The organism is Duganella sp. LjRoot269, from assembly GCF_964254095.1.
GTDB classification, from domain to species: domain Bacteria; phylum Pseudomonadota; class Gammaproteobacteria; order Burkholderiales; family Burkholderiaceae_D; genus Rugamonas; species Rugamonas hordei.
This window is the reverse complement of sequence record NZ_CAXUSL020000001.1, coordinates 6,122,479-6,143,192: the sequence shown is the minus strand read 5'-3', so window position 1 is coordinate 6,143,192 and position 20,714 is coordinate 6,122,479. Positions and strand designations below refer to the sequence as shown.

General features: G+C 54.7%; 18 protein-coding genes and 1 tRNA gene. 6 read left to right on the top strand and 13 right to left on the bottom strand.

Going from position 1 to position 20,714, the window contains the following annotated elements; all coding sequences use genetic code 11:
• Positions 1-23: 23 nt before the first annotated feature.
• Positions 24-2,717 carry a hypothetical protein gene (locus tag ACSQ3S_RS27525; protein WP_436144353.1) on the top strand — a complete coding sequence of 898 codons (2,694 nt, stop codon included), beginning with the start codon at positions 24-26 and terminating at the stop codon, positions 2,715-2,717.
• A 12-nt stretch (positions 2,718-2,729) separates the two neighbouring features.
• Positions 2,730-3,326, top strand: coding sequence for a hypothetical protein (locus tag ACSQ3S_RS27520; RefSeq protein WP_436144352.1), 597 nt, complete (start codon positions 2,730-2,732; stop codon positions 3,324-3,326).
• Here ACSQ3S_RS27520 and ACSQ3S_RS27515 read toward each other — a convergent pair.
• On the bottom strand, positions 3,264-3,860 hold the full coding sequence (locus tag ACSQ3S_RS27515) for a hypothetical protein (RefSeq protein WP_436144351.1): 597 nt from the start codon (positions 3,858-3,860) through the stop codon (positions 3,264-3,266). The genes ACSQ3S_RS27520 and ACSQ3S_RS27515 overlap by 63 nt on opposite strands.
• Complete coding sequence (locus ACSQ3S_RS27510; RefSeq protein WP_436144350.1) at positions 3,851-4,630, bottom strand: substrate-binding periplasmic protein; 780 nt, start codon at positions 4,628-4,630, stop codon at positions 3,851-3,853. The genes ACSQ3S_RS27515 and ACSQ3S_RS27510 overlap by 10 nt, the downstream gene beginning before the upstream one ends.
• Positions 4,631-4,811: 181 nt before the next feature.
• Between ACSQ3S_RS27510 and ACSQ3S_RS27505 the strand changes: the two genes are divergently transcribed.
• Positions 4,812-6,848: a methyl-accepting chemotaxis protein gene (locus ACSQ3S_RS27505; protein WP_436144349.1), complete on the top strand. Its 2,037-nt coding sequence runs from the start codon at positions 4,812-4,814 to the stop codon at positions 6,846-6,848.
• 222 nt (positions 6,849-7,070) lie between these two features.
• On the opposite strand, the gene ACSQ3S_RS27500 is transcribed toward ACSQ3S_RS27505, so the two are convergent.
• On the bottom strand, positions 7,071-7,526 hold the full coding sequence (locus ACSQ3S_RS27500; protein ID WP_436144348.1) for a hypothetical protein: 456 nt from the start codon (positions 7,524-7,526) through the stop codon (positions 7,071-7,073).
• On the opposite strand from ACSQ3S_RS27500, the gene ACSQ3S_RS27495 reads away from it, so the two are divergent.
• On the top strand, positions 7,519-7,770 hold the full coding sequence (locus ACSQ3S_RS27495) for a tyrosine-type recombinase/integrase (RefSeq protein ID WP_436144347.1): 252 nt from the start codon (positions 7,519-7,521) through the stop codon (positions 7,768-7,770). The two genes, ACSQ3S_RS27500 and ACSQ3S_RS27495, sit on opposite strands and share 8 nt — an antisense overlap.
• Positions 7,771-7,864: 94 nt before the next feature.
• Here ACSQ3S_RS27495 and ACSQ3S_RS27490 read toward each other — a convergent pair whose 3' ends face one another.
• The 6 genes from ACSQ3S_RS27490 to ACSQ3S_RS27465 form a co-directional block, all read right to left on the bottom strand.
• Positions 7,865-8,737: a hypothetical protein gene (locus ACSQ3S_RS27490; RefSeq protein ID WP_436144346.1), complete on the bottom strand. Its 873-nt coding sequence runs from the start codon at positions 8,735-8,737 to the stop codon at positions 7,865-7,867.
• Positions 8,738-9,343, bottom strand: coding sequence for a hypothetical protein (locus ACSQ3S_RS27485; protein WP_436144345.1), 606 nt, complete (start codon positions 9,341-9,343; stop codon positions 8,738-8,740).
• A gap of 92 nt (positions 9,344-9,435) precedes the next feature.
• Positions 9,436-10,323 carry a restriction endonuclease gene (locus ACSQ3S_RS27480; protein ID WP_436144344.1) on the bottom strand — a complete coding sequence of 296 codons (888 nt, stop codon included), beginning with the start codon at positions 10,321-10,323 and terminating at the stop codon, positions 9,436-9,438.
• A gap of 821 nt (positions 10,324-11,144) precedes the next feature.
• A complete protein-coding gene (locus tag ACSQ3S_RS27475; protein WP_436144343.1) occupies positions 11,145-11,516 on the bottom strand; it encodes a hypothetical protein in 372 nt (123 codons plus the stop codon).
• A gap of 16 nt (positions 11,517-11,532) precedes the next feature.
• On the bottom strand, positions 11,533-14,232 hold the full coding sequence (locus ACSQ3S_RS27470) for an AAA family ATPase (protein WP_436144342.1): 2,700 nt from the start codon (positions 14,230-14,232) through the stop codon (positions 11,533-11,535).
• An 81-nt stretch (positions 14,233-14,313) separates the two neighbouring features.
• Positions 14,314-14,583 carry an XRE family transcriptional regulator gene (locus tag ACSQ3S_RS27465; RefSeq protein WP_436144341.1) on the bottom strand — a complete coding sequence of 90 codons (270 nt, stop codon included), beginning with the start codon at positions 14,581-14,583 and terminating at the stop codon, positions 14,314-14,316.
• 136 nt (positions 14,584-14,719) lie between these two features.
• Between ACSQ3S_RS27465 and ACSQ3S_RS27460 the strand changes: the two genes are divergently transcribed.
• Together ACSQ3S_RS27460 and ACSQ3S_RS27455 are read left to right on the top strand one after the other, a co-directional pair.
• Positions 14,720-14,833, top strand: a complete 114-nt coding sequence (locus ACSQ3S_RS27460) for a DUF4224 domain-containing protein (protein WP_436144340.1) — start codon at positions 14,720-14,722, stop codon at positions 14,831-14,833.
• A gap of 151 nt (positions 14,834-14,984) precedes the next feature.
• Positions 14,985-16,043 carry a tyrosine-type recombinase/integrase gene (locus ACSQ3S_RS27455; protein WP_436144339.1) on the top strand — a complete coding sequence of 353 codons (1,059 nt, stop codon included), beginning with the start codon at positions 14,985-14,987 and terminating at the stop codon, positions 16,041-16,043.
• A 67-nt stretch (positions 16,044-16,110) separates the two neighbouring features.
• On the opposite strand, the gene ACSQ3S_RS27450 is transcribed toward ACSQ3S_RS27455, so the two are convergent.
• The 4 genes from ACSQ3S_RS27450 to ACSQ3S_RS27435 all read right to left on the bottom strand — a co-directional run bounded on the left by ACSQ3S_RS27450 (position 16,111) and on the right by ACSQ3S_RS27435 (position 20,682).
• Entirely contained in the window at positions 16,111-16,686 is a 576-nt protein-coding gene (locus ACSQ3S_RS27450) for a hypothetical protein (protein WP_436144338.1), read from the bottom strand.
• A complete protein-coding gene (locus ACSQ3S_RS27445) occupies positions 16,686-18,065 on the bottom strand; it encodes a restriction endonuclease subunit S (RefSeq protein WP_436144337.1) in 1,380 nt (459 codons plus the stop codon). Before ACSQ3S_RS27445 ends, ACSQ3S_RS27450 begins: the two co-directional genes overlap by 1 nt.
• A gap of 32 nt (positions 18,066-18,097) precedes the next feature.
• Positions 18,098-20,239 carry a type I restriction enzyme HsdR N-terminal domain-containing protein gene (locus tag ACSQ3S_RS27440; RefSeq protein ID WP_436144336.1) on the bottom strand — a complete coding sequence of 714 codons (2,142 nt, stop codon included), beginning with the start codon at positions 20,237-20,239 and terminating at the stop codon, positions 18,098-18,100.
• A gap of 367 nt (positions 20,240-20,606) precedes the next feature.
• Positions 20,607-20,682: transfer RNA gene (locus ACSQ3S_RS27435), tRNA-Lys, on the bottom strand.
• Positions 20,683-20,714: the final 32 nt, after the last annotated feature.

The following is a 20,714-nucleotide window of genomic DNA, read 5'->3' as shown; positions in this document are numbered from 1 at the left end:
CCACGCATGGGAAAGGAAATCGTATGCGCATTGCTCCCTCGTTGTTGCTGGCGTCGCTGTTGCTGGTCGCCAGCATTCCCGGCAAGGCCTTCTGTCCCAAGAACGGCTTTGTCTGTTTCATCACTTCCAAGTCTGCCGGCAGCCTGACCCACCAGGACATTACCCAACGCGGCATCGAGGCGCTCGACAAGCGCTACTTCGCCGTGCCCAAGCTGACCGCGTCGATGCAGAAGGCGCTGGACCAGATCATTGAAGCGGACGCCAAGGTCGACGAAGACCAGACCAGCTCGGCCAAGCACTTCGACGGCGAGAACGCGGCCGGCGCCCAACTGCGCCTGGCCACGCTCAAGCAGAACGTGCTGGACGCGCTGCGCAGCGATCCGATCAACGCCACCGGCGCGCGCGACAATCTCGGCAGCGCGCTGCACACCATCCAGGACTTCTATTCGCACAGCAACTGGGTAGAGCAGGGCAACAGCGCCGCCCATCCCGGCGTCGGCCGTCCCGGCGCGCTGCCGTTCGCCGGCCCCGCCACGCCGACCTGCTCGGGCTTCACCGACACCGGCCTGACCTGCGCCAACTCGTCCAACATCATCGGCTCGCTCTTGACCAGCGGCTATTACGGCGGCGAGGACCGGGTCAAGCCGGGCGCCTTCAAGTGCAGCCACGGCGGCCCGCTGGACAAGAGCTCGCCGTCCAGCGACCCGGTCGGCTACTTCCGCGAAGGCATCAACAAGGACACGCTGTATTGCGACATCTCGCCGCACAGCAGCTACCACGGCACGGCCGCGGCCGCCGCCATCGCCGGCACCCAGCAGTTCATCGAAGACATCAAGGCCGAGATCACGCCGGCCCAGCTGAAAGCGCTGCTGGGCGCAGGCCCGACCTTGGCCTTCGCCATCGACACCACCGGCAGCATGGGCGGCATCATCGCCGGCGTGCGCGCCTCGGCCGCCAGCATCGTCGACGCCCGCCTGGGCACCGACGAGGAACCGCTGCAATATGTGCTGGCGCCGTTCAACGACCCGTCCACCGGCCCCACCGTCGCCACCAACGACGCGGCGCTGTTCAAGAGCTTCATCGGCGGACTCGGCGCCTCGGGCGGCGGCGACTGTCCGGAACTGGCGATGACCGGCATGTACAACGGCCTGTCGCTGGCCGATCCCGGCGGCGACCTGTTCATGTACACCGACGCCACCGCCAAGGACGCGGGGCTGGCCGGCGCCGTCATCAGCCTGGCCAAGAGCAAGGACATCAAGATCTATCCGATGCTGTTCGGCAGCTGCTCGCCGCTGACGCCGGGCTACCTGCAGGCCGCCGCCGAAACCGGCGGGCAAGTGTTCTTCCTGTTCGGCAGCGAAGCCGGCACCGTCACCCAGCTGGCCGACCTGGTGGGCCGCAACAACGTGGTGCAGCTGCTGTCGACGGTCGATACCTACGCCAGCAGCAAGAGCTACACGGTGCCGGTCGACAGCAGCATGACGCGGCTGACCGTGTCGGTCAGCGGCACGCTGCAGGGCATGCAGCCGACGGTGACCCTGACCCGGCCGGACGGCGTCGTGGTCACCCTCGCCAATGCCACCAAATACCTGAGCCTGTCGAGCGGCGTCATCATCTCGATCGACAACCCGCCGCGCGGCGCCTGGACCCTGGCCGTCGGCAATTCGTCCGACCAGACCTATGTCAACGTCAACGGCATCGCCGACCTCGCGTTCAGCTCGTTCAAGCTGGCCCGCTTCGGCGCGATGCCGCCGCACCAGGGCTTGCTGGCGATCGATGGCGAGCCGGGGCCGGGCCAGGCGCTGTATGCGATCGCGGCGCTGACCGGCATTTCCAGCGCGCCGCAGTTCCAGCTGCGCCGCAAGAACTTCGAGCTGCTGTCGCCGCTGGCGCTGGAACAGGACCAGACCGACAACGGCAAGTTCTTCGGCGCGCTGACCGTGCCCAATGAAGCCTTCGTCGCCTACGCCACCGGCACCGACAGTTCCGGCTTCCCGTATCAGCGCCTGGTCAGCGTGCTGGTGCAACCGCAAACGGTGTCGGTCACGCCGCCGTCGCGGCAGGACCTGCGTCCCGGCGTCACCACCACGCTGACGTACCAGGTCCGTAACGACGGCCCCGCCGGCACCTTCGGCATCAGCGCCACCGACGACCAGCATTACATCACCTCGGTCTCGCCCACCACGCTGACCCTGGCCAGCGGCGCCACCGCCAACGTCACCGTCACGCTGGCGCCGCCGGCCGGCGCGCGCATCGGCAGCTCCGACAGCATCACGGTGACGGCGCAAAGCAGCAGCGTCATCACCGTCCACAACAGCGCATCGCTGACGGTGTTCGTCACCGGCGCCGTGCAGCTGCCGGGGCGGCCGGACTTCGTCGCCCAGATCGTCGGCCAGGAAAATGTGGCGCCTGGCGTGGTCGGTGTCGATGTGCGCCTTACCAATACCGGCGTCGGCACCGCGCGCGACATGACCTTGTCCTCGCTGTCCATGCATACCTTGTCCGGCAGCGGCGCCGTCACGCTGAACGCAGCCCTGTCGCCGGCGCTACCGTTCGTCACGCCGAATGTCGACGTGGGCAGTTTCTATACCGTGCGCCTGACCTTCAACGTGCCGTCCACCGTGAAGCGCTTCAGCGTCAGCGAAAACGGCAGTGTGAGCGACCTCGACGGCGTGATCTACGCCTACTCGCAGGCGCAATCCATCATTCCAAAATAAGGAGCAGCCGCCATGAAACTCAGAAATTTGTACGCCGTGTTCGCGTTGCTGTTTGCCGTGCTGTGCTGGTCGCCGGCCGTGCAGGCCCTGCCGTTCACGTTCACGTTTGCCGCCCAGCCGGCCGGCGGGTCGATCAGCGGCTTGCCGGGGGAGACGGTAGGCTGGGGTTACGAGCTGGTCAACACCGACACGCTGAACTGGTTCGTGCCGACCCAGCTGAGCGCATCATCGTTCAGCATCGGCTCGCCCGACGCCAGCTACTTCGACTTCCCCATCCTGGTGCCGGGCGCCGCCGCGACCGTCGCGTTCGATGCGGCCCTGCACACCGGCCTGTATGGCGTGCAGATCTTCCCGTTCGCGCTGCCGGGGCAGATCGACAGCGGCAGCTTCAGCCTGTCCGGCGAATGGTGGAGCGGCGACCCGCTGTCCGGCGGCACCTTCCTGCAGGCGGCCGACGTGGTGGTGTCGCCGTTCTCGCTGGAAGTGGCCGGCATCACCGCCGTGCCGTTGCCGGGCAGCTTGCCGCTGCTGGCGCTGGGCCTGGTGCTATTGTGGGTGTGCCAGCGCCGCCGCAAGGAAGGCGCGCAGTTCGGCCTCGGTCTGCGCTGACGGCGTGGCGGGGCGCAAGTCCATGTAACGGCCGGGGCCGGTGCGGCCCAGCAGGTCGAAGTGCTTGCCGGCATACTCGGTGGGCCGCACCTGCAGCAGCGCCAGTTGCGAACCGGCGCCACCCCGGGCCTGGACGTGGATGATGAACTGGCAACTGTACTGGCGGCCCTCGGCGTTCCAGTAGTAGTCGACGTCAGGGGTGATCAGGACGTCGTACCGGCGCTGCGCGGCGGGCAGGGCAAGCCAGGCGGCAAGTGCCGGCGCGGTGGTTGATGCGGTGGTTGATGGCGCGGCGAAATCGGCGTCGGGCGGGAACAACGGCGCGCCGAAGGGCAGGGCCATGCGGTAGCGCCGGTGTTCCTCGCGCTGGGGTGCAAGCTGCCGCACCGCCTGCAGTATCGTCCGCTGCGCCTGCTGCGGCGGCATCGTCACCACCAGTGCCGCCTGCATGTCGGCGGCGGCGCCCGCGCCCGATGCCGCCGCCAGCAGCAAGGCGGCGAGGGCGCGCGCCAGCTGCTTCAAGTTCAATCCCATTTGCGCATCATGCGTTCCAGTTCGCCGTTTTTCTCCAGCGCGTACAAGGCCTGCTCCAGCCGCGCGTTGATATCGCCGGTCAGCTTGTTACTGGTGGCGAAGTACAGCTTGGCGCTGTACATCACCTGCGGCAGGATGCGGACCTTGTCGGCGGTGCCGGTGCGCTCCAGCAGTTTATTCAAGCCGGGGCCGCGATGGAAAAACAGGCGTCCGCGCCCGGCGATCAGTTTTTGCAGATTGTGCTGCGGGCTGGTGGAGTTGGCGTCGACGACGATGCCGCCCATCGCCGCCACGATGTTGCCGGCAGCGAAGCCGCGGTTGACCAGCACGACGTTGTCCGGCGCCAGGCGGCGCACGTCGTCCCAGCTATGGATCGCCACATTGTCCTGCATGCGCGCCAGGAAGTGATACTCGATGGTGTACAGCGCCGGCCCGAGGAAATGAAAACGCGGCTCGCGGTCCGGCGTGCGCTGGACCGCGCATTGCACGTCCTGCTGGCCGCTCTCCAGTTCGGAGTAGGCGCGTATCAGAGGCTTCCAGCGCTGGTCGCCGATGAACTGCAGTTTGGGATCGAGCTGCTCGATGGCGCGCATGATATCGATGCACAGGCCGACGATGCGGTCCGGTCCGTCGGCGATGAATTTCGGCTCGGTGCCCTCCTGGGCGGCGGTGCGCAGCGTGACCGCCCGCGCAGGCAAGGCAGCGGCCAGCAGCGTGCCGCAGCATGCCGCACACAACAGCCGTTGCCATCCGACCTGCCATCCTGCCATCTGGTATCCTCAGCCATGCGCTGTGCGCTCATTGACGTTAGCTTACACCAGTAGCCGTTCCGAGGCAGAGTGTGGCGAAAACTCACCAAATATTGCAAATGCATTGGAAATTCTATACGGCAACGCTTCGATAAGTCTATGATGAAATAGCCTGCACAGGCACGACAACGAGGGGACTGGCATGGATACCTATTCAGCGCGTTCGCCCATGAAGTTATGGCACAAGTTTTTGATCCTGAGCTTGATCGCGGTGGTCATCGCTGTCATCCCAACCTATCTGTACATGCGCGAGGCGGCCAAAGGGCTTGATGCCTATCTCGATGAGCAGCAGGGCCTGCCTGCCGTCATGACGGGCCTGAGAGTGGTCCAACTGACACAGCAGCACCGCGGCCTGGCGGCGCTGGTGCTCGGCGGCGTCAGCGCCGCGCAGGACAAGCGCGAAGCCAAGCAGAAGGAGGCCGACGCGGCGTACGCCGAGGTCGACGCCATCGTCAAGAACCTGCACAACAAGGATATTGACGCCGCGTGGGAAACAGCCCGGCGCGATTGGGAGACGTTGCGAGGTAACGTCAGCGGCCAACGCATATCCGTGCCGCAAAGCTATGCCGCGCACACCGCGCTGGTACCGAAGCTGCTCAAGGTAAATGACCTGCTCGGCGACTACTACGGCCTGAGCCTCGACCCCGACCGGGATACGTACCAGCTGATCCAGGCGATGTTCTACCAGCTGCCCTACCTCAGCGAGGAGTTGGGCAAGACCCGCGCCAAAGGTGCCGGCCTGCTGACCAAGAAGGACATCACCGCCGACGACCGCCTGCAACTGTCGTCCATCGTGGCCCGCGTCAGCGACCGGCTCGACCAGACCCTGACCGCGTTCAACAAAGCCGGTTCGGCCAATCCCGAGTTCCAGGCCAAGCTGGGGCCGGCCATGCAGGAGGCGGCGCAGGCGGCCAGCAAGATTACCGCACTGGCGCTGGCGCAAATTATCCAGGCCGACACGCTGACCTACTCGCCCGAGGAATACGTGGCCCTGTCGACCCAGGCGATCGACCTGCAGTTCAAGCTGAACGCCGCGGCCAGCAAGGAGCTGGATACCATCCTGTCCGATAAAATCTCCGCGTTCTACAAGACGCGCTGGACCATGCTGGCGGCGATGGCCGGGTTGCTGGCGCTGGCCTGCTATATCTCGATGCTCATTTCGCGCTCGGTGACCGTTCCGCTGCACAATGCCATCGAAGTGGCGCAAAACGTCGCGCGCGGCAATCTGGTCAATGATTTCGATGTCGGGGTGCCCAATGAAATCGGACAAATGCTGCGCGCGCTGAAGGAAATGAACGACAGCCTGCGCGACCTGGTCAACGGGGTGCGCACAGGCATCGACAACATCAGCGCGGCCACGCGCGATATCGCCAGCGGCAACGCCGATGTCTCGGCGCGGCTCGAATCGCAGGCCTCCAACCTGGAGGAAACCGCCTCGTCGATGGAGGAGCTGACCTCCACCGTCAGGCAGAACGCGGACAACGCGCGCCAGGCCAATGCGCTGGTGATCAACGCATCCAGCGTGGCGACCAAGGGCGGCTCGGTGGTCACCCAGGTGGTGCAGACCATGGGCGAAATCAACGACAGCTCGCGCAAGATCGTCGACATTATCGGCGTCATCGACGGCATCGCTTTCCAGACCAATATCCTGGCCTTGAACGCGGCGGTGGAAGCGGCGCGCGCCGGTGAACAGGGCCGCGGCTTCGCGGTCGTCGCCAGCGAGGTGCGCAACCTGGCACAGCGCTCGGCTGGCGCGGCCAAGGAAATCAAGGAGCTGATCGGCACCAGCGTCGAAAAGGTGGAGGTGGGCAACCGCCTGGCCGACGAGGCGGGCCTGGCGATGGGGGAAATCGTCAGCAGCGTCAGGAAGATTACCGACATCATGTCGGAAATCGCGGTCGCGTCGGGCCAGCAGGGCGCCGGCATCGAGCAGGTCAACCAGGCGATTACCCAGATGGACGACATGACCCAGCAAAACGCGGCGCTGGTCGAGCAGACGGCGGCGGCCTCGGCCAGCCTTCAGGAACAGGCGCAGACGCTGCAGAATTCGATGAGCGTGTTTGTTCTTGCCGATGAGGCGGACAAGCGCAAGACTGCCGCGCGGCTGGCGTCGGCCGGCGGCAAGATCGGAGCGGACATAAAAAAAAGAGTCACGATTGCTCGTAACTCCTTGATTTAGTCCTGCGAATTCGGTGGTAGGCCGTGCGGGATTCGAACCTGCGACCAACGGATTAAAAGTCCTCGATGCCATAGGCAAATGCGTCGCTTCCACACAGGCACTTCCCAAAAAAAGTGGGGAATATTTTTTGGTATTCTCCGCGCACATTCGCCCCGGAAAAATGATTTTCATCATCGGATATTCCCCAATTCTGGTATGAAATTGCAGTGGGATCGGGGGATATTATTTTCTTGAGCTCAAGATTTTTTTGGACTTCGCGGTTGCAGTGCCAGCGATGAATTCTTCGCTCACTTCTACTGTTCCGATAAGCTCGCCTTGGGCTGCATTGAAGGCCACATGCACGGAATGACCAGCAGATTTGTCAAAGAACCCCCCGACGGCCAATTCTTGATCGTCGTATGTTACTTGTTTCATGTCCAGTGATCGGTAATTGGATTTGTAGCCCATAACTACGGTGATTTTCTTTGGCCACGCGGCCCGACCCTCTTGGTCACGAAATTCGTATTGTTCGCCAAGGTCGAATCCGACCTCTACAATCGGGTCCTTGCTCGTAGCCTCATTTTCCTTCAACTCCGCAAATGCACGTTTTCCGATTTCCGCTGAATGGAAAACGTCGCTTGCAAACTGTCCAACTTGCACTGGTAAGCGCGACGATTCGCGCAAGGGGCGAATGTCCACACGAACGCTGTCCTACGTGGTTGCGAAGATCGCCGACCATGCCCAAGTAGGCGGTGTTCACCCTCATCGCTTCCGGCATCATGTCGGATACCTCATGAACGAGCGCGGCGGCATTACGGCAGTACAGAAGCAACTCGGCCACCGGAACATTGCATACAGTGCCGGATATTGTCAGCGAACGGATGATGAGATGGCACTATATTTAGAAACGAAAACAGTTCCGAGATACGAAGCTGGGAAATGAGGTTAAGTAATTTATGGAAGCCCAGACTCCAACTGATACCTGGCGTCAGACGGCCGACGGCTTTTTGCCATACACCTTAGCGGATATGGAGTCATCAAAATTTATTCAGATAATTCATAAATTGCTCACCGGTCATTAGTACCTTGCCTTTGGGTTTCCAAAGATCCAGAAACGCCGTTCGAAGAAAGCCGAGTTCGTTTGTCACAAGAATATCGCCATGCAGAAGATGCGCCATTACGTTGAGATCAGCTTGAGCATTTAGGTCTATGGGTGCATTGGGTTTTGTCGAGGAATAAAAAGCCATGTACAGCATGCCACGAACGAATTCGGTGAAATAGGGATAGAAGTCTTTGTTGCGACTCCATCTATCAGCAATTGCCCTTGTATTTCTTGACTTTACAAGAACGTCGATGAAATCGCGGCCAGCGTTGTCAATTTCGATTTGGATGTAGCGATTGAGATTCGGCGTTCCGTGTTTTGTTGGCTGATATTGAATCGTTCTCTTCCAATCTAGGACTTCGGCACGAATCTCCTTGGATATTTGCCGCTGAGCTGCTCGCTTTTCGTCCTCAATATCCCGCTCTGCTCTTGAAGCATGCCACGCGTGCCAAGTACCGTCTAAGGGTATTTTTGGCAGTTGCTCCTTGACTCGATCATGGTTTCTCCGCGACATGAACTGGCGCGCATGCAGGCCGCGACCGCGCACAAGCTCCTCGTGGAATATGCTATTGAAGTCATTGCATATGCTATTGCAGGTAGCCATGATAAAGGGAAGCCATCTGTTCACCAGAAGCTCCCTTTTTCCATCAGCGCCATAGGCACGCATGGTTTCTTCAATGAATACGTGTCCATAGATCGGCAAAATTCTCCCGCTTGCAAACAGTCGCCTCAAAGCACTTCGTTCCAAGGCCTCGAAGCTATTGATCGCAAATATGTTCGAATCGAATACTACCCTTACTGCATTCATCTATTGCTCCAACACTCGGCATTGAAGCTCATTGTCAGCTTGAGCCCGTATCGCACTCTGCACCGCCGCATGACTGTACTCTGAGATTAGCAATTCCGCTTTGTCGGTCATTTCTATTAATGTGGAAATGGTTGCGACAGGGTAGCCGTTTATAGTAGATATACCGGCGCCAAATTGATTTTCTATTTCGACTTTCTCATCCTCCTTGAGCGCTCCATTTCTGTGGGCTACGGCGTTTCTGGCGGCTCGAAGAGCAGATATCAAAGCTGCTTCGCGACTGATTTTCTCATTCGATATGCGTAAGTGAATGAGCAAATCTTCGATTGTCATTTCAAGTTTATTGTTCCGTGGCGGATCTTTTTCAAGATAATACTTGTACTCTTCAAAAAAGAATCCCTCAAGAAGTGAGTAGGTCATGAGAATTGTCGTATCCGAAAGAGCCATTTCCAATCCACGGCGTCTAGTTGACCCAGACTCGCTTTCAATCTCGTCGAGTTTTGAGGCCAATGAGCTGCACAGATGCTCAAGGATTTCTGAAAATGCAGACACCGGTCTATGACCCGTTTGCATCGTAAACTGTGCGTAGGCGAAAGTGTCTTTGCTCATTGTCTTGCCAATCTTTGTCGTCTACTAGCGCAAATTTGCCCCGGCATTGCCAGTCGGGTCAAATTTGCGCTAGTTCATTTTTCTGCCATGGGTCAAGCCGGGAGATAGGTCTTTTTCAATGGAACGAGTCGTTTTGTTTCTGAGTCCGTCAGCTCGTAATTTTCGATTAGCGCTCGAACAAGATTATCAAGCGTCCATAGAGTTAATGGCACGCTTGCTCGCTCGGCTTCATAGTGCGCCTCTTTTGAGAAGCCGCCAGTGCTTACATACAGGCCTCGATCATCTTTATGCCGTCCGCCCAAAAAACTACGGATTTGTTGTGTGCCGATTTGTCCGCTTCGATGCTTTACCTCAACAATAATTCGAGGGTTTTCGAAACCAAATCCGTCAGGCGACGCGATAATATCCTTGCCCCGATCAGGCCCAGCCGGCGAAACTTGCGTCTTGTATCCCATGGCACGTAAGAGACCCGCAACTAGCTCCTGCATCTCTGCCCAATCAAGCGCCCCGACTAGGTCTTTGATTCGTTCGATTGCAAGGGCTTCAAGTCCTGCCAAAGGATTTGCTTCCGGTTCAGCATCTTCAATTTCGATATTCGCAGCTTTTAGCGTAACGTCGCCATTCGCGTTCGACAGCAGTTCCAGCATTGCAGCTTGAGGGATTAGAAACACCGTTAGCGTTGCACCCAGTGTATTCTTGCTCGTGGTGCCGAGGGAATCGCGCTGCACCTCATTCGGCTGCCATTGAACGGGGCGAACGAGCGGCATGTCATCCTGCGTCCACTCAGGCTTGTATTCGTATGGCCCCGTAACCTTTCCAACCAGGTACGTGCGGTTGGCTGGAGAGTACGTGACGATCCAATCGCCTACCTCGATCTCATTAATAAATCTCCATACCTGAGCTGCGCCGGAAATCGCAGTTCCACGCCGAACGTCTGGTTCAACCTCGTGATAAAGCTCGGTAAGCTGCTTCTTGCTCATTCCTGGGGTCGCAAGGGCGGCAAGCTTCGACCATCCTATAGCCGCTACGTTTCTATCTCTGAAATCGTCATATAGTCGGCCACCTTCGCCTCGTATCATCCACATGTTTGGCATTGATTTTCCTAAGGTGAAAATAAAGCTGTTGAAATTCTTTCGATGAATTTGCGGCGTGATCGCTCATCATCTAAAAATGGGCACGAGAACATTTACAGCAGTATACTATTTTGTCTCTTCTTAATCATCTCAGCAACAGCTACCTGATGAACTAGCGCGGTGGCGTCTCAGTAGTACAGAAGCAGCTCGGCCACAGAAATATCGCGTACAGCGCTGGTTATTGTCAGCGGCCGGATGATGAGATGGCCGGATATTTGGAGCGGAAACGGCAGGTATAATCAATTGCTTTGTTTCAATGCAAGGGGCACAAAAAAATCCAGTTTTAGCGGATTCACAAACCTCACTATTAAGGATTTTCGATGTTAATTTCAGAAATTCACGGCTGGCATTACTTTGTTTCTTGGGACAATCCGACCCCGGCAGATTCCAGGACGATGCTGAAAGCGCTGCGCAAACTTGGTAGAGTAACGACTCTTCAAACGAAGACAACAGTGGCACTGGCTCCGCGTTCGAGCACGCATTGGCAACACGTCAGAGACGCAATATACGACAATCTCCATTCGATAAATGGCAACGCCATCTACGTCAACGTGCGAACCGGAAAGGGCTTTCAGATAAGCGCCAATACCAACTGGCGTTGGAAGAGCGCTCCATAAGAAAAAATCCGCAGCGCCGAAGCCTGCGGAATTTTTTCGTCCTATGAATTTCTATGGAATCATGACAAAGAATGGCTCTCCGCGAACACCTTGGCCTTTGATTTCGGTTACGACTGCCATTCGCAGCAGGACGAGAAACAGAAAGGTCGCGTTGCAATTATGCCCTGCTGGCCTCGCCTCGGAATCGAATACTGAAGGCGAAAAAGCCTTCAGCTCCGACGACGACATTTCCTTGCCACGAAACGCAGCGAATGCGCTGAAGAGATCTTCGATGGAAATGGTAATAGTCGAATCGCCGCGCTTGTAGCGTACCTTGTCATTTCGGATAGACAGCACTTCAGATGTGCCGCCGCCTGGATTTTGAAAGATAGTTCCGGTCGTAACTGCCTCCAGGAGGCGCGAACTGAAGGTGTCGATATTCACGTTGGCATCCTTGACGTTATTTTTCTTGCGCGACGACGGCAAGGACAGGTGCCGGAACAGGCGTAACTGTTCCACCATTTTTCACTGCATCTTCAATTTGCACCATGAGGTCAAAAATTTCTTTGACGATTGCTTTGTCGAACTCTTCAGCTTTGTCTTCCTCGTGAGCGCCCTTGTTCAGCTGGCTCCATTCTATCGCGTGAGTCTTGTGCTTCGCGATCATCGTGTCCAGTATCGGAATAACGTTCTTATAAATTGAGACTTCGGGCTTGGATAAGAACGCTTGCAACCCGTTTGCGATGCTGCTCAAATCAGGGGCGCTTTTTGGGCCTCGCATCCCAACGCTGATGAGTGCATTAAAATTTTTGTCGCCGAGTTTTTTCCAAATTCGGTGAAGTATCTCTTCAAACGATTTTCTCAGATATCCAAGGCATTCATGCATTTTTCCATCTTTATAGCTCTGCTCAGCAATAACCAAGTAGTGACGCGGTGACTCCAGTTTCACAACAATTTTCTTGGATTCCTCCGGAGTAAGAAAGTCGATTCGTGTGATCTTGGTCTTGTATTCGTTCTTTGGAATTGCATGCTCCAGGCGTTTCATAAAGTCTTCGCCGTGAGTCGTAATAATGAGCTGGCGGTTCTTGATTTCGTCATCGCCCAAGATGAGATCCACGATTCCGCTCCTGTGCTCGTCGTCGATGGAATTCACTACATCGTCAAAGATAAGGAACGGCAGATCATCACGCACAATTTTCGAAAGCAGGATCGCCAGGCCGAGGCAGCGTATGTGGCCTTCGCTGAGGATTTGCAAGGCATCGCACTTTTGCCCCATTTCAAATTCAATGTCGATCTTCTTGTCCGGCGAAGTCGGCAATGTGAGCGACTTCAAGCGGTCTGACGGGTGGTCGTTCTTGTTGATCGCGTTGTAGAACTTCAGCGTCTTCTCGTTTAGGTCTGCGGCCAGCGCAACGGGGAGATTGCTGTTGTAGTTCAGGAGCTTTTCGCGGAAGCTCTCGTATGCCACCAGGTACTGCATATTTCGAGCAATGACGGGCTTCTCTTGCTCTACCAGCTTTATCAATTCCTCGTTCTCCGCCTTGAATTTTTCAATGGCGAGATTTGCGGCCGCCGCGCTTGTAACATTTGCCGCGACAGTAGTGCTCACTGTGACTACTTCCTCCAGATCTTTGGCCAAGAGGGCGTTTTTGTCTTCGAGCTTCTTGATCTCAGTTTTTGATTTTTCGATTTGCTGGTTGTATGTAGTGATCGCAAGCTTTAACGCATTCAATAGCTCGGCCTGTGCGATGAACTGATTCATTGCCGGTTCCAGCGTTCTTGTATTTTCGACCGCTGCGCCCGCATCGCGAAGGGTATCTATCTCTGGAGTCTGCGCGAAGGCGATGGCGACGGCGACAGGGGAGATATTGGAAATCTTTACGTTCAAAGGAACCCAGCGAGATTTAAGCAGCTCCGTAATTTCCTTGATTCGTACTTCCTTCTTTAGCGCCACTTCAAACTGCTTCAGCTTCTCTTCGGCATTCGCATAGGGATCTTTCGGCACCGCGAGTTGTCCGTCTTGATATATAGTCGATTCACATGCCGGGCAATTGTGCTCGTATTTTTCGCGGTTGTTCAGCACTGCCGTGTACAGCTCGCCAAGGGAAAGCTGGTCTTTGTAGGCCGCGAGGAACTGGCCTGCTGCTCGGCGCTCTTCAATTAGCTCAACCAGCTCTTTTGCATCGGAGAGGATTTCTGATACTCCGGGATCGACGACGAGCTTGAGATTGGTCAATCTCCCGATTTCGGTGTTGTTCGTTTTCGTCAGGCCGCCGTTCCCATCCAGCCCGGAAATATGAGCTTTGATCTCTTCCAGGGTTTTGCAGGTGCCATATTTCAAGAGAAGTGCGTCCTGCTTCGCCTTGGCGTCTTTTTCCTTCTGCGGAATCTGGAGCAGAATAGCTTTGTGCCCTTGGATTTGCTTCTCTTTGTCGGACAATTCCTTCGTCTTCTTTCCGGTGCAATCGAGGTAGTTGTCAAAGTGGTCGTTGAATTGCGTGGAGAAGGCATTGAACTCTTCCAACCCAAACAGCGATGCCAGCCTTGCCTGCTTTGTCGTGGCAGTGTTGGCGGCAACACGCGCGAATCCGTCGATGCGGTTTTTTTCGATAAAGCAAAATTCGTATGCCTTGGAGTCTGCGGTGACAGGCACGCCTAGTTTGCCATCGGCGGTCGTTCCAAGCAAGACCGGGCGGTTCGACTTGCCGGTTATGGAGTTTCTTATGTACGCGGCCACATCGATGCGCTTTGCTTCAGCTTCATTGATGGAACCCAGCAGACCGTATTCTAAGGCCTCGCAAAGGCTCGATTTTCCTGTGCCGTTCGGGCCGTACACGAATGTGTAAGGGTTCTTGAATTCAAGGGTGTGCTCTGTTGAGAACCCACGGAAGTTTTGAACTTTGATACTGGAAAGGCGAACGATCTTTCCCTGTTCGTCTTGCGCGGCGTCAGCCTCGACATTCAAGTCGCTGGAGGCTGCATCGCCCGCAGCCGCAATAAGCTGGGCGATTAGCTTTCCGCGTCTCCCTCCAGCCGTTCCCGCCACTTCCACTTTGGGGAAGTTATCCAGGATGAGCCTTGCCAGTTTTTTCTCGTGATCCGAAAGAGTCGGCAGGGATTTGCCAATGAATCTCTTAAATTCCGATAACGACTTAGACATGGAAATCCGATCAGTAATGAGTAGGCTAGTTTGGAACTTCTCATACAGCGTATTTCGTCACTCTGGCTGTGCAGCAGATGGCTAATCTTTCTTGTCTTCGCCGACCTTATCGATCCTCGCTCCCCGCGCTTTTTTGGGCGCTATATCGATCTTTCCGAGAGCAGTTCGGAAATCAAGGCCGTTATCGGCCAGCTCGCCCAACAACACGGCAATGATCGCCAAGTGCACAGGAACCAGGTCTTTCTTGCGGTAATTGCTCAATGCCGTAGGCGTCATTTGCATAAGGCTCGCGAACTCATTGAGCTTCAGGCCAGCCTTTCCGATATGTCGTTGAAATTCGTTGTAGTCCATAGAATTCCATTATAGCAACTTCTCATCAAAGTCAACTCGCAATTTTACGGTGGGACTTCATGTTTTTGCGAATTTTCTTTTGCAATTATTATCTTTGCGGATATACTTCGTAAAAATATGAATTAACGAACTGCACATGCTCACACTCACACACGAAGAACTTACCGATCTAACGGACAGAACGCAGCCGATGGCGCAGATCCGATGGCTGAAGGATCGGCGCTGGCTCTACGAGGTCGGTCGGAACTGATCGCCCAAGGTGGCACGCGCCTACTTCGAGCGAAAGATGGTGCTCGATGCCGACGAGGTGACAGGAGAGGTCTGCGGTCACGGAATCAGTCACGAATGGAGCGTCAACGCCGACGCACTCCGAAAAAAATCTATCAAGTAACTAGCTTCCCATGGGCCGACGCAGAGAAATTTTCGACAAGCATGATTTGCCGCCAAGGGTCTATCTTCACCACGGCTCGTATCGCTACCATCCGCGTGAGGGTAAGCGTATCCCGCTCGGGAAGGACTACGGCGAAGCAATGCGTATCTGGGCGTCCATTGTGAAGCCAGTAACCGATCTCGGCACCGTAAGCGCGCTGATCGACTGGTATCTCATCAACGTCGCGCCGAAAAAGGCACCGCGCACCTATGCCGACAATAAGAAGGAGGCCGAGTACCTGAAGAAGGGGCTGGGGCATATCCCGTATTCGCAGCTCAAGCCGCACCATGTTGCCACCTATCGCGACGAGCGCGGCCAGGATGCGCCAGTGCGGGCGAACCGCGAGAAGGCGTTGCTATCGCATGTGTACACGAAGGCGATGGAAAAAGGCATGGTCGATTTCAACCCGTGCAAGGGCGTAAAGCGCAACGCCGAAAAGCGCCGAGAGAGGATGATCGAGGATCGCGAATTCCAGGCGGTCTACGCATGCGCGGAACCGTCCGTGCAGCGCATGATGACGCTCATATACCGGACATGCCAGCGTCCGGAGGATCTCATCAAGGCCGGGCCTGCAAGCATCAAGCGCATCGAGCACGAGGGCCGTGAGATCCGCGTCTTGCGCATCCAGCAAGGAAAGACCGGAAAGACCGTGGACATTATTCTTGCGGGCGACCTGGAGAAGCTGGTCGATGAGCACCTGAGCGCCAAGACCGTGTGGCCGACGTTTGTGCATACGCGTGTCGGAAAGAAATATACGTATTCCGGTCTGGTCGCTATGTTCGGGCGCTATGTCCGTAAGGAGAAGCTGACCGACTTCGGCATGTACGATCTGAAGGGGAAGGGCGCAACGGATATGTTTCGCTCCGGGACGCCGATTGAGCGCATCCAGCACCTGCTTGGTCACGAGAGCGTCACGACCACGGAGATCTACATCAAGGCCCGTCTGCCGGACGTGTCCATGCCGAACATGCGCGAGATGGCCGAAAAAGACTCGTCGCCAATGCCGCTGCAATCGGCACAGCGAAAGTGAGCAGGCCTAGAGCGCTTTTCATTGGTCGGGCGGTAGACGATTTCCTCCGACCCTATCCAAGACTGAACTAGAAACTCATCAGTTCGCGCAGCAAGAAATAGCAGTGCTTCACTACGTCGTGGTTCTCGCGATTAGGTTCCATTTGCCCATGTACGAGCTGGCATCGGACTTGATAAATTATCTCAAGAAATCCATTAAATAATACCGATTTATCATCGGTAAGCCGGAGTGCATCGCCAATGACAATACCTGGAACCTGCGGTTTAACAATCAAGCTGCCGTAAGTCTTTGGATTTGATGTCAATAAACAGTTGGTGTAGGTAATCGCACTGTTGGCTTGTTCTTCATTCCAAAGTAACACCGCCGTATTCAAGGCGAAGAAAAGACCTTCAATATGATTGATGAGATCTGCGCGGCCCTTTGTTCCCTCGGCTTGCAAGACCTTATTGAATCGCGCGAAGAGCTTGTTTCTGGTGCTGTGATCTTCCCGAAGTTTATTCAGGAAATCACGATCACTTTTCGTCGAGATCTCCGAATAGTGTGAGCGATACCATGAATTCGTGGAGAGCCACAAGATCACCAATTGCGGAAAATAATCGATCTCAGCATTGGCCCGCCACTCTTTGTAAAAATCTCCGCTCATTAGCTAGCCTTGATGAATTTATTTGCTTGCGATTCGTCAGTTTCGATTGCGATTTCGATGGCTCTAGTCGCAACCTCAAGTAGCTCTGCGGAACGCATTATTGAAGTGCTGACTGATTTTTCAATTCGCTCAAATTCAACCTGTTCAGCGTTCGGAAGGATCGGAATCCAAAATTTTGCCACATCCTTTGCGTAAAGATGTAGTTGGCCGGTTGCACCAGTAATGTAGCGTTCGATTTGCATTTGTCCAGGTTTCGAACGGAAAAATGCAGCGAGGTAATAAGGATTTATTTTATTTTGTCGAATTACAGTTACTTCGCTTACCGTACCATAGCGTCCCGGTTTGTCGAATACCTGCACTTTTCCTATCGAGCCGAATCCGATACATGAAATAAGTACATCTCCACGCTGGAGTTCAAATATCGCTTCGTCCGGAGCTGCTCGAAGAAAACGGGATTCATCGTCAAGATCAGATAGGTCGCCCGAGCGAATAATCGGAACTTGCCCGCCTTCAGTGTACGGAACCGTAAATCCTTTCAGGACGGCACCTAGTTTTCCAAGCAGCTCTACGTCGAATCTAGCGGAAAGCTCCTCAAATATCGCTTGGTATTTGGGTTGTTGAAATTCCGCGTCCAATCTGGCTGAGGAAAATGCGAACGAGAGATTGCAGGCATAGGAAAGAGGTTCAGGGGCATTCCAATTCTCAAGTCCAAGTGCATTCATAAGCGTGTCAGATGATTTCTCCACGGTTGCGGCGGCGTCGAGAATACTATCTTTCGAGCGCACGACAATTGAAGAAATCGCTGACTCGAATTTTTCGCTGAGGCGAGGGACTTGAATTTGATCCATGTCAGCAAGCAAGAGTCCCATCTGCACGGCCCCTCGTGTATTGCGCCGGATTTGACTGTTACCTTGACTAGTTCGCAAAAAAGCCGCTAAGTATTCTGGTTTCACTTTGCGCGGTCGCAGTATTGCAAGTTTGCAACTGCATGTGGCATCAGCCTCTTCTGAAACGATGCTTGCTTTGCCAATTGTTCCAACAATAGAAAGCAAAACATCACCTCGCTTTAGATGCGAGCGCGTCATGTATGGACGCTTGAAACTTTCATTTGATATGAGATTGGGACTTGCTTGCTCGACAAAAAAATGCGATGCAACGTCTTGTCCTCGATAGTAAGGTATGCCTTCGTCTACGAAGTCTGCGCTGACAGAGAAGTGATTGCCATCGGAGACACCGGCGAGATCAGTAATTGGTTCTGTACTGAGTTTTGCAAGTTGTGCGGCGACGCGAACATGTTCATGCGCGAAATACTCGGCATCTAGTCGCATGGTGCGCTCCAGTGATGAGAGCGGGATTTCTAAGGCTTCCAGCCCTTTCAAAAGTGTCCTATATCGGACTTCATTGAAAGGGCTCATTGAAAAAAACTCAGTTCCTCCTTCTTCGCGAATTCGACGAAGGCTTCAGCAATGCCATCCTTAGTCATTCCATCGTGGTTGAACAGATCATGCTTGACGATCAAGTGCTGGTGCTCATCGAGCATAGGGGCGCCATCACCCGTTCGCACGTAGATCTTGTCCCCGGAATTATCCTTGCTAGGTTCCTTCATTGTGGCGAAGAAAATCGGATAATCTTTTTTTCGTGGGCACAATGGGCCAGCCGTCGCGGAATCGTTCCATTTTTGAATAAAAAGAACACTGGTTTTTGTTCCTGTGTGCGGTTTGAAGACGTTGCCATGCAAACCTACCACAGCCAGGATACGGCAATGCTCGGCCAGATATTCTCTTAGATCTTTGTCGCCTGAATTATTGAAACGACCTTGTGGTAGCACAACGGCCATGCGACCGCCTGGTCTCAAGAAGTTGAGGTTCCGTTCGATAAACAAAATGTCACGTCCGACATTATTTTGCGATTTGACTTTTACCTTTCGATAGGTTCCATCCGGCATTTTGAAGATAGTCTCGTGGCTCACGCGCAGATACTCGGGGAACGTCGGTGCACCACTACTGACATCTTCAACGTTTCGATCACTGGCATCGACATTGTTTATTTTATCCAAACTAACGGTACGAGCCAGTTCATACTTAGAAAGGATTCGCGTTTCTTTGATGTCTCCTGCGAATGGAGGATTGGCCATCAAGACATCGAAGCCAAAGTCGCGGTTGCTATTTTTGTCCAGCCGCAACTTCTTCAGCCTTTTCCATCCTTCACCGTAAATGTCAGTCCACTCTTCGTCTTTTGTTTTCTCATCCCAGCGCTCGTAGTCGAGCGTGTTGAGATGCAATACGTTGGTTTGACCATCGCCAGCAATGAGGTTGAGTGTCCGGCCCACGCGCACAGCTTTCTCGTCGAAGTCGATAGCAAAGACTTTGTTTTGGACATAGTCGATCTCGCGAGCGTGGCGCTGCTCGGTTGTAAAGTTTGGGCTTATTGGTAACCCAAGTGAATGACGGATTTGTGTCCAAACATGAAAGATCCCATGCACCGGAAACCCGCAACTCCCCGATGCTGTGTCGATCAGTGTTTCACTTTCCTGAGGGTTAAGCATTTTGACGCACATATCGATGACATATCTTGGCGTAAAATACTGACCTTTCTCCCCTTTGCTTGATTTGTTAATGAGGTATTCGAAAGCCTCATCGACCACATCAAGGTTTGAATTAAAGAGTTTTACCTTTTCCAACGATGACACGCATACCGCCAAATGGCTTGGAGTAAGTTGAATCTTGGCATCTTCGCTAAAGACACCTTCCCACTTCTTTCGCGCCTTGTCGAACAAGGTCTGTATCTTTGCTCTCAGCTCAGTTTCAGTATCACCATAGTTCTTGAATACTAGATGGCGCTTTCTATCGCGACCGCTTTCCATCTCGTCAAAGAGCTTCGTGAAAATCAGTTTGAACAACTCTTCAAACACATCAACACCAGCGTTGGCGAGTACTTCATCTTCCATTTCAAGGATCAGATCCTTTAGCGACTTTCGCTCGTTGACCAGCTTGTCTAGCCGAACAAGATCCTCGATGTACCAACGTTCACTTAGGATATCTGAAAGCTTTTCACGCGCCGAAGGGATCGCAGGAATGTCTTCAAAGTAGTTCGGATCTTTGCGATGGTAATAAGAAATCTGATCGCCATTGCTCCAAACGCCCATCGGAGCGCCAGTAGCGTTGCAGTAGCTTTTTAGCTGCTCTTTCCCGTCCTTTAATTTTGGTTTCTTGACCTCGACCAGAATGTACGCATCCGATGTGCGAGCAGCGTCGAACACGCAGATATCCGCCCGTTTTTTCTCGCGCCCGAATGTGACCTCGTACTCCAACTGAATGCGGCTGACTGGATAGCCAAGATCGTCTGTTAGCACCATTACATAGAGTTGACGCATAGCTTCCTCTGGCGTCAATTTGATGGGCTTTCCGCGAACCAGGCATTGCACATATGGTGCTGGCTTTTTTCCAGTTTCCTTAACCGTGATTCTGGACTCAAGCTGTTTGATTTGTGCCGTCGTGAATTGGGTCAGCTTGTAGTCGCTGTCTTTAAGTAGTTCAGCAAGGCTGATAGTCATCTATTTGTTCCTTGAAATGCATTGTTCTTGTACGCAAAGCAGTTTTGCTCGCTTAAATTGCCACGGCGAATCTTGCGCCAGTCATCGCGAAGAAGGGGCAGGTATCTGTATCGTGCGTCCGGTACGTCCGCGTGAGCACAGGAAATACCTGACGAGCGAGAGTATCCCCGGCGCAAGGGGCGCTGTCAAACAGCATGAATATTGTTGCTGCCCTTCTGCTCAACTAGGCGCAGACATTGGAACTCGATGATGGGATGCAGGCGAATTCAGCGAGAAATATTCCCCAATTGGGGAATATTTTTCATATAGGGCGCAAAAAAGGGTTACGCGCCGAAGCGGGTAACCCTGTTCTGTACTGGTAAATTCGTGGTAGGCCGTGCGGGATTCGAACCTGCGACCAACGGATTAAAAGTCCGCTGCTCTACCAGCTGAGCTAACGACCCCCGAAAGAGGCCGTATTATATACACCACGCCG